Origin of the sequence: Planktothrix mougeotii LEGE 06226, from assembly GCF_015207485.1 — a bacterium.
In the GTDB taxonomy this organism is placed as follows: domain Bacteria; phylum Cyanobacteriota; class Cyanobacteriia; order Cyanobacteriales; family Microcoleaceae; genus Planktothrix.
In genome coordinates this window covers 43641-49640 of sequence record NZ_JADEWU010000041.1, presented here as the reverse complement: position 1 = coordinate 49640, position 6000 = coordinate 43641, and the positions used below count along the sequence as shown (strand labels likewise).

At 41.5% G+C, this 6000-nt stretch carries 4 protein-coding genes; 2 read left to right on the top strand and 2 right to left on the bottom strand.

The window, feature by feature from the left end:
- The first annotated feature begins 174 nt into the window (after window positions 1-174).
- A complete protein-coding gene (locus IQ236_RS16865; RefSeq protein WP_190522743.1) occupies window positions 175-366 on the top strand; it encodes a hypothetical protein in 192 nt (63 codons plus the stop codon).
- Between the two features lie 238 nt (window positions 367-604).
- A complete protein-coding gene (gene argJ, locus IQ236_RS16860; RefSeq protein WP_193870367.1) occupies window positions 605-1846 on the top strand; it encodes a bifunctional ornithine acetyltransferase/N-acetylglutamate synthase in 1242 nt (413 codons plus the stop codon).
- 133 nt (window positions 1847-1979) lie between these two features.
- Here argJ and IQ236_RS16855 read toward each other — a convergent pair whose 3' ends face one another.
- Window positions 1980-4295 (bottom strand): GumC family protein, encoded by a 2316-nt coding sequence (locus tag IQ236_RS16855; protein WP_193870366.1) that lies wholly within the window; start codon window positions 4293-4295, stop codon window positions 1980-1982.
- Window positions 4296-4335: 40 nt separating this feature from the next.
- On the bottom strand, window positions 4336-5760 hold the full coding sequence (locus tag IQ236_RS16850) for an SLBB domain-containing protein (protein WP_228041688.1): 1425 nt from the start codon (window positions 5758-5760) through the stop codon (window positions 4336-4338).
- Window positions 5761-6000: the final 240 nt, after the last annotated feature.

The window sequence follows — 6000 nt, the reverse complement described above, 5'->3', positions numbered from 1 at the left end:
GCGGATGAAGTCGGTACAGAACCCGGTGATTGCACCATGATTCAAGGCAAACCCAACTCCAATGCTACCAATAATTATGGACGTAGCAACGCCACCATGAGCTAAGTCTCAACGTTAGTTTTTTTAAGATTAAGTCAAGAAAACATTCAATTTTAAATAAGGGAGAAACAGATTATGGATACTCAAGATCAAGCTCGTTCTTTAATGATGCGTCACCATCAAATGATCAAAAACCGTCAACAATCTTTACTCAATCGTGTGGCGGATGAAGTTGGCATTGAACCGGGTGATTATCGGACAACAATTCAAGGTAAACCCACTGAAAATGCAAGTAACTATGATCGTAGTGGATCATCCATGAGTTAATTGAGTTGTTGTTAGATAACCCGAAATTTACCATGAATCTATCAATGCCCCCGCTTTGCTGTAGCAAGTGGGGATATTTTTGTGGAACAGGCATCTTGCCTGTTATTGACGGTTGACGGTTGACGGTTGACGGGTGTTAATTATTTCAATCTCTTCCCCTACTCAGGAGTGCTCCTCTTCTCCCCCTGCCTACTGTTATTGATATAATCGCTTGTCAGTAATATTGGAAGGGGAAATCATGTCAGATTGGAAAGTGATTGAGGGTGGAGTCACAGCACCTAGAGGATATCGAGCATCGGGAATTACAGCCGGATTAAAACTATCAGGATTACCCGATTTAGCCTTAATTGTGTCTGATGTGGATGCGATCGCGGCGGGGGTCTTTACCACCAGTCAAGTTAGAGCAGCCTGTGTAGACTATTGCCGTCAACAACTGCAAGCCAAACCCAGCGCGAAAGCAATTTTATGTAATTCAGGACAAGCCAATGCTGCCACAGGAGAAGCAGGTTGGACGGATGCGGTAGAATCAGCCCAAGCTTTAGCTGCTGTTTTAAGTATTGCACCAGAATCGATTTTACTGGCATCCACCGGAGTCATCGGTCAACGGATTAAAATGGATGCCCTCAAAGCAGGAATTCCGAAGTTAGTCGCCGAATTGTCAGAAAAGGGTAACGAAGCCGCATCCAAAGCGATCATGACAACGGACTTAGTTCCGAAAACTATAGCTTTAGAAACGATGTTTGGGGATCGTCCTGTGAGAATTGGCGGAATTTGCAAGGGTTCGGGAATGATCCACCCCAATATGGCCACTATGTTAGCTTTTGTCACCTGCGATGCTGCGGTTTCTCCTCCCCTTTGGCAAGAAATGTTAACTCGTGCGACCAACCGGAGTTTTAACCAAGTGACAGTGGATGGGGATACCAGCACCAATGATTCTTTAATTGCTTTAGCCAATGGTGCCTCTCGGACTCCGGCCATTACCACAATGGGGCCAGACGCTGAAAAATTAGAAGGGATGTTAACGGCGGTTTGTGAATATTTGGCAAAAGCGATCGCACGGGATGGAGAAGGGGCTACTTGTTTAATTGAAGTTCAAGTTTCCGGTGCAGAAGATGAAGCATCGGCGAGTAAAGTTGCAAAAACCATTGTGGGTTCATCTTTGGTGAAGTCGGCAATTTTTGGTCGTGATCCCAACTGGGGACGCATTGCGGCTGCTGCTGGACGGGCTGGAGTTCATTTTGACCAAAATCATTTAGAAATCAAGTTAGGGGATTTTCTCTTAATGCAACGGGGTCAACCCTTGGCGTTTGATCGCAATGCAGCTAACGAATATTTAAAGAAAGCACCAACAGGAGCATATCTCAAAGAAGATACCGTTTTAATTTCAGTTCAAATCGGCAATGGCCCAGGAACCAGCAAAGCTTGGGGATGCGATTTAAGTTATGACTATGTGAAAATTAACGCTGAATATACGACTTAAATCAGTTATCAGTTATCAGTTATCAGTGTAGAGACGCGCCAATAGCCTTACGGCATGGCTTCGCCCAGGCGCGTCTGTATCAGTTATCAGTTATCAGTTATTGGTTATTGGTTATTGGGTTATTCATGAACTTTTAACTTTTGTACTGATTACTGATGACTGAATTATTAACAGTAACGGCTTCAGGTGAATTCAAAGATTGGGTTAAATAAAAGGGATAAGTAATAGAAGAATTGAGTTGAAGATGATTAGCAATAACACCAATACAAGGCATCCTATAGGTATCCAGTTTATCTAATATTTTTCTAAAAACCGTTTTATGGGTTTTATGAATCGCCGTGACTAAAATGAGACCATCTAAATATTCAGCCAAGAAAATAGCATCATTATATTCATGCAATTCAGGGGTATCATAAATCACTAAATCATAAGTTCCCTGGAGTGACTCAACGATGTGTCGCATTTGCTCCGAAGCCAGCAACTTAAAAGTATTAGCATAGGGAACTCCTGCGGTTAAAATAAAGAGATTTTCCGAGAGCGAAGTCCTTTGAATTACTGCATGAGGTGTTGCTTTTTCAGTTAATAAATCGCTGAGTCCTTTTTGATTAGATACCCCTAAAACCGTATGAAGTTGGGGATAACGTAAATTGGCATCTACTAATAGTACCTGCTGCCCCATATTAGCCATCGTTTGTGCTAAGTGTAAAGCAATTGTTGATTTACCATCCTTAGATTCTGCGGAGCAAATTCCAATAGATCGGATTAAAGAATCGGCATATAAAAACCGCAAATTAGCGTAAGCGTTATCAAAAGCATTCAAAAATTGAGTCATTTTTTCTAACGCCCGTATCCGAGATTTTGTTAATCCTGATCGACTCAAATTATCCCCTAGGGGGAGATGGGAAGCTATCGGAAAATTATTGTGTCGAGGAATTTCCCCCAACAAAGGAAATGAAATCATATCTTCTATATCCTGCCTTGTATAAAAAATATTGCGAAGCCGTTCCAAGAGAATTGATAATCCAATTCCTAATACAATTCCTCCACCCAAAGTTATAATCAGGTTCTTGACTGGACTTTCAGGCTCGGCACCAATGGGAATTCCGTTACTATCATAAAGAATTCTGGGCTTAGAAATAATCTCCCAAGGAATATTAGTTTGAGCCGCTTCAATTCTTAATTTTTCTCGCTCATCTAAAAATAAATTGAGTCGTTTATTGGTTAAATCAAGCTGTTGCTGAATTTCATTATATTCACGAGCAACACCCGGAAAAAGTTGAGCTTGTTGAGTTAAAGTATTAAGTGCATTATTTAATCCTTTTAACCGAACTTCTAAAGACTTTATTTGACTATCCGTATCTACAAGTTGCCCAATTAACTTTTGACGAATAGAGGTTTGAAAAGCCATCACTGAAGAATTATTTTGCACTTTTGAAGCGTTTTCACCCAAAATCTTCTGATTTTCTTGTTCTAATAATTTTAATAAGTTAGCTTGTTGTTCCTTTAATTGTTGCACTTCTGGACTATTAGCGCTGAAGGTTGCAGATTGAATCGCAATTTGAGTTTCAACCGTCATTAAAGCATCTAAGATTTGTTTACGGAAGGGACTTTCACTTAAGGCAGAAGCGGCTACGGCTTCATCTGGACTAAAGGATAGTTGCGTTTGTAGATGTTGGTATAAAGCTCTTAATTCTTGTAGTTGTCTCTCTGCTTCTTGGCTCTGAGTTTCCAGAGTCCGAATTTGATCATACAATGTTTGCCCCCGTGCCATCGGGTCAAGTAACTCATACTGCTGTTGAATCTTCTGAAGTTTTCCTCGATCTTCAGCAACTCGTTTTTGTAATAAAGGTAATTGCTCATCAATGAACTCAACCCCTTGACTAATTCTCGTTTTACGCTCATCTAAACTATACTTTAAATACTTCTCAGCCGTTTTTTGTAATACAAACAAAACTTGATCAGTATCTTTTCCTTTATAAGAAACTTCCAGAATTTTAGTTTGATCCCGGATACTAGAACCATTAGAAACTCGTTCCAGTTCCAACTTATCCGTTAAATCCTCTACCTTAAATCTAGGATAACGAACTTGAATTTGTTTGGTAATATTATTTAAAATTTCAGGACTGGTTAAAATACGGATTTGGGTAGGGTAGTCTAAGCTGAAAAATTTATCGCTGGGTTGTCCTTCGGAACGAGTTAGGGTTAAGGGATCGGCTAACTGCTGTTCAGATGTGGCAGGTTCAACTAACAATTGAAAGTTTCCTTTATAAACCGTCGGAGCTTCTCCACCCATCAAAGGAAAACCCACTAAGCTTGTGATTCCTGCGGTTCCAATAATCAGAATCACCCGGCGTTGTAATGTCCGCAATACCGGACGGATACCCGGACTTTTCTTTTTAGGTTCGATTGTCTGTTGTGAATCTTCAAAAACTTGAATATCTTGTGACATAGCAACTGAATACCCCCGTTATGATTATCGAGAATTATCTTTAATTAGAATTAGAATTAGAATTAGAATTTCTCTGGGGAATTAAACCCTCAAATAACCTGTAAAACGTAAAAGCATTAGCCACAGGCTGTAATATAGAAGAAGTAGTGTCAGCAATTCTACTAACTAAAGACCGATGTACAATAACCACATCATTATGACGTAATACCGGATTATTAGCAGCCGCATTTCCTAACGTAAAATCCACCTGAATTTTTCTGCGAGTCACAGAACCGTTGGGATTTAGACGGATCAGTTCCACCGTACCCCGATTGGCTCGGATGCTATCAAACCCTCCAGCCGCTAATAAAGCTTGATTCAAAGGAGTATTTGGACGAACTTGAATCAAGCCGGGCTGTTTAATTTCCCCGACGACATTGACATTGATCGTTGCGGGTGAAAAACTAGCAGACGCTAATTCTTCTAGTTCCGTCGGATTAATTTCAGTTGCAGTGGGGATAATGACTGTATCTCCCTGTTGTAAAAAAATATCTTGATTAATATCTCCCGATTGCAACAGTTCCCAAAGATTAACTTTTGTGGTTTTCACCCCCGTATTAGTCAGACGTTGAACTTCAATATTGCGAATATCAGCCCTATTCGTAATACCTCCCGCCGTCTGAAGCGCACGAGTTAAAGTTGGTAAATTGCTTTTGACAATTTTTAGCCCAGTTCCCCCAGTCCCCGCATCCGTAAGACCCCCATCTTGACTCAAAGAATAAGCACCAGGACGAAAAACCTCTCCAACCACCACAACTTGAATTGACTGGTCTGGCGGGGCGGCTAAACTTGAAACAGCCATCTCACGGACTTGGGCGGGCTCAAAAGTAGTGAGAGTGGGAATAAAGATACTGTCTCCATCCCGGAGAATCGGATCTTGGTTTAAATCTCCCCTATCCAATAACTCCCTTAAATTTAAAGTCACAACAGGTTGGCGAGGATCAGCCCGTCGCAGTTGGACTAAAGCTAAATCGGCAGACTGCGTAATACCTCCAGCCGTTAAAATAGCTTGGCTGAGTCGAGAAAATTGTTGAGCACTCGAAGATAAATTATAGGAACCCGGACGAACCACCTCCCCCGCAATTGCAACCTGTACAGGACGGGGTGCGATTAAAGTAATAGTAATAATCGGTTGTCGAAGTAAACTAGAATATCGTTGAGCAATCAATACCTGGGTTTGGGTCAGGGTTAAACCCGCAACGGATACAGGCCCAATACCCTGTAAATTAATCGTTCCATCCGTAAGAACCAGTTGCTCACCCGTGTATTTCTCAACACCGAATACATCCACTCGGATGCGATCGCCCACCCCTAAAAGGTAAGGAAAATCCTGAAGCGGATTTTCAATACGTTCCTGTTGACGGTGTTGAGAAGCTGGATACTCTGGCGGTTGGCTTTGAGCCCCAACAGCTAGGGTGGAGGTCAAGGGAACTCCTAGGCTTAAAATTAAGTGCGTTAAAGAACAACTAACACATCGAACAAACATATAATCATAAAAGTAGGATGAGAGTGTAGAAACGAGCGCGTCTTTAGACAACAGAGGAAACACGATTCAGGGGAATTTATCGAAAAATTGGGTTTAAAACCCCGTCATGAAAGCGATAGCGTCGGACGGCTTTATATTGGTGGGTTGTCTATTCACATCTGAGCCTGGTACTATTTCCAG